This is a genomic window from Microcystis sp. M015S2 (assembly GCF_020245945.1).
In the GTDB taxonomy this organism is placed as follows: domain Bacteria; phylum Cyanobacteriota; class Cyanobacteriia; order Cyanobacteriales; family Microcystaceae; genus Microcystis.
The window spans coordinates 1-4,070 of record NZ_JADBTX010000002.1; the positions used below are offsets into that span (position 1 = coordinate 1).

The window sequence follows — 4,070 nt, forward strand, 5'->3', positions numbered from 1 at the left end:
GCGATCGAGAATATCGATCAGATGCTCTTTTTTTAGGGTGATAATTGCTTCGCTACTGTCCCAAGGAAAGGTTTTTAGGATAGGGAGGATGGTTGATAGGGGTTGGTCAAAGTTGACTAGGGCGTTGAGGTATTCTTGTCTGGTTTTCATGGGTATTTTTGTTTGATGTGAACAATATAGTAATTATAATCTTTTGGTAATTGTCCATTTTGAACGCCGATTAAAGGGGAAACTATGAAAATAGACTATAATCAAGCCACTAATGCCGCTTATATTCGTCGTTTTGAGGGAAAGGTTATGGATTCTGAGGAAGTAGCGCCGGGGATTGTTTATGATTACGATGAGGCGGACAGGGTTGTGGGGATTGAGATTTTAGGAGTCAAACAGAGAACGGCCGAACAATTCAAAAATATTGATTTTCTGTTGGAAGAGAGTGAAAAACAAGAGATTAGACAATGGTTCGGAAAGTTAATACTAAATTGTTAAGTGATGTGAGAAGTTCAAGACATTTTTTGCCATGCCCGACCTTTTTTCCTCTGGTCGATTTTTTTGATGTCTGGCATAATGGGGTCATATCAAGAGGATTTTGGGGAGAGGTGCGGGTAAATGGTTAAAATTCGCAAAGGTTACGTTTTATTTTGTCTTTCTCTGGTGGCGGTGGCGACGTTGCCGATGGTTAACGGGAAACTCTCCTCTCTCGTCCCTGCGGTAATAGCGCAAAATACGGATGCGAGGAAAGCGGAAGCCGATCAGCTTTTACAGCAACGGATTCAACAGGCGATTGAATCTCTTCAGAAGTCTTTAGCTACCAATAGAATGATCCATAGTCGCGAAGGGGAATCCATTGACTTAGGCAACTTAGGAATCATTTTCGAGTCTCTCGGACAGTACCAAAAGGCGATCGATTTTTATCAACAGTCTTTAGCTATTGCGAGGGAGATTCGTGATCGCAAAGGAGAAGCCATTTCTTTGGGCAATTTAGGAGCTGCTTACCAATCCCTCGGACAGTATAAAAAAGCAACTGACTATCAGCAACAGTCTTTAGCTATTATCCAGGAAATCGGCTATCGAGACATCGAGTCTTATCGAAAGTATTTAGCTTTGACGAGAGAAAACGGTTATCGAAAAGAAGAAGGCATAATACTATTTGTGTTAGGGAACACTTATAACTTCCTCGGAAACTACCAAAAAGGGATCGAGTTTTATCAACAGTCTTTAGCTATCATGAAGAATATCGGCGATCGCGCTGGGGAAGCTAATTCTTTAGGTGGCTTAGGACTTTCTTACTACTCCCTCGGACAGTACCAGAAGGCGATCGAGTACCTTGAACAGTCTTTAGCAATCTTGAATAAATACGATTCTAATGGTGATGGCTTATTCGATGACTTTATAAACATAAGACCCATTGATTTAAAAACAATAATACTATTTAATTTAGGAAATGCTTACTACTCTCTTGGACAGTACCAAAAGGCTATTGACTATTTGAGACAATCAGAATCACTGTATACAGCGATAGGAACCGCAGCTCAACGAATTGATAGGGGGAGAGAATACGCCTTTATCCCAGCAGCAATCGCTCGAACCTTTACTGACCAATTCGATCTCCGTAGAGAAACTGACCGAATATTTAATGAAGCTCTAGCATTGTATTCGGAACCAGTAGAATTAATAAGGCCACTTTCAATCAATGAAAAGAGCAGAATTAAATCGGTTATTGAAAACCTAAAAAAAGCACTCATTGGTTATCAAAAATTAGGAGATAAACCAAAACAAGAATTTATCTTTTCTATATTGGGAGATATTTGTATGTATTCAGTAGGAAATGCTTACTACTCTCTTGGACAGTACCAAAAGCCTATTGAATATTATGGAAATACATTAGAATGTCTTAATTTTTACCAACAAGCACTAACTATACATCAATCTCAATATAAGCCTCTAGTAGAAAATCGTGTAGAAGAATCAGCATATCTCCTTAAGATTGGCCGTACTTACGCTGAATTAGATGATAAAAAAAATTCGATTAGTTACTTGCAGAAGGGTATTCTTATTCTTGATCAATTGGCTATGGATAAAACTCTGTCGGAATTCACAAAATCCGAATATATTCTATTCATTAAAGGCAATTCACTTCAGGCTCTCTGTCAGGTATACGTCAAGTTTGATGAAAAGCAGAAGGCACTAGATTGTTATAATCAAATGTTTTCTTTACCGGTTAGATTCGCCGAAGTTACAAGAGTTAGAGGTAATTTGGAAGTTGGTGATTTGTATATGAAGGAAGGAAATAATGAACAAGCACTTACTTACTATCTATCGGCGTTATCAGAATTTATTAAAACTTATGGACAAGAATATAAAGGCAATAAGGAGATGGTTCTGAGCAAAATTGGTATAGCTTACAAGATGCTAAATCGTCCGAGCGAAGCCTTAAGCTATTTAGAGCAAAGTGCTAATCTTATTATTGAGTCGCGTCGTGACGTACCTCGTAAATACCGTGAAAAGCATTGGGGAGGTAATGTTTATGTCTTAGAAACGTTTCCTCACCTCATTGACCTCCTTATCCAACAGAACCAACCCGAAAAAGCATTTGAATGGAGCAACCTCGCCACTACCGCCGATCTCGCCGATTACAATCGCCTGATTAATGCCAAAGTTGCTGATCCTGATGCACAAAAAGCACTTGATAACTGGAACGCCGACAATCAACAACTCGAAGGAATGCGCCGACAACTACAGGATAAATACTCGGAAGAACTAGCACAACAGATCCGACAATTCGAGGAGAAAGTGTATAAAAATGCGGAAACTATCGGAGATAAATACCCCGAAATTGCTGAACTTTTTGAAACCAAACCCACCGACATCGCCCAACTACAGAAAAATATCGCTCCTGATACCCTCGTCATTCAACCCGTTCCCCTCCGCGATAAAGTCGCCCTATTTCTCGTTACTAGAGAAAAATTAATCGTTATTCAAAGTGATACAAAACGCGAGGAATTTAACCAACTCGTCAGCGAATACCGTACCCAATTACCCGACTATAAAAATGCCGACTACCTCGTTACCGGTAGTAAATTATACGAGATTTTAATCCGTCCCATCGAGTCCCAAATCGCCACCAGTTCCCCGAAAAATATCGCCATCATCGCTACCGGACAACTGCGCTATATTCCCTTTGAAACTCTCTACGATAAGAAAAATGACCAAGTTCTCCTAGAAAAATATCCAATTTATTATTTAACTCGCATCTCCACATCTACCCCTCCCGCGACCGAAAGAAAACCCTTACAAGGCCTAGCATTTGCTAACCCTAAACCCACCCAAGAAGAACTTAAAGGCACAGAAATAGAAGCAGAAACTATCAGCAAAATCTTTCCGGGAAGTGAAAAATATCTCGGTATAAACGCAACTCTAGATATATTCAAAAAACAAGCCTTTCGCTTCTCGATTTTACACTTAGGAACTCATGGATGCTTTAATCTTGCTGGCTGTCCTAATTTGGGTATGCAAGCTAATACTATTCTTTTCGCCAATAAAGAGCAATATAACATCGCTGATGCCGCATTATTAGGCTTAAAAAATACCGAATTAATCACCCTGAGTGCCTGTCAAACCGCCAAGGAAGCCAACGCAGACGGCCAGGAAATTTCAGGACTTGCTTACGTCTTAGAAAGAGCCGGTGCTAAATCAGTAATTGCCAGTCTTTGGAGTGCTGAAGATAATACCAGTGCGGAAATTATGACGCAATTTTATCAAAATCTCAAGAATGGTATGAGTAAAAGTGAAGCCATGCAAAAGGCCAAACTGAGTCAAATTAAAAGCCATCCTTTCTTTTGGTCGCCCTTTATTTTGATTGGCGATGCTAATTAGACCTCTTGCATAATTTTTTTATGGTATAATGGAACATCTTTCTTTTTTCTCGATTTTTAGATTGAAGTGGAAAAAAGAATAAAATGTGATCTTAGGTCAGGAAATCATCTATAATTTTGCTATGTTTATTAGCAAAATTATGGATTATCAAAACTTATCAGATGAACAATTCAAACGCCGTTTCGGTGTGTATAAAC

General features: G+C 39.2%; 2 protein-coding genes. Both read left to right on the top strand.

Going from position 1 to position 4,070, the window contains the following annotated elements; translation table 11 throughout:
- Positions 1–234 precede the first annotated feature (234 nt).
- Positions 235–486, top strand: coding sequence for a DUF2283 domain-containing protein (locus IM473_RS00250; RefSeq protein ID WP_287659299.1), 252 nt, complete (start codon positions 235–237; stop codon positions 484–486).
- Positions 487–606: 120 nt separating this feature from the next.
- Positions 607–3,873, top strand: coding sequence for a CHAT domain-containing protein (locus IM473_RS00255; RefSeq protein WP_287690300.1), 3,267 nt, complete (start codon positions 607–609; stop codon positions 3,871–3,873).
- Positions 3,874–4,070: the final 197 nt, after the last annotated feature.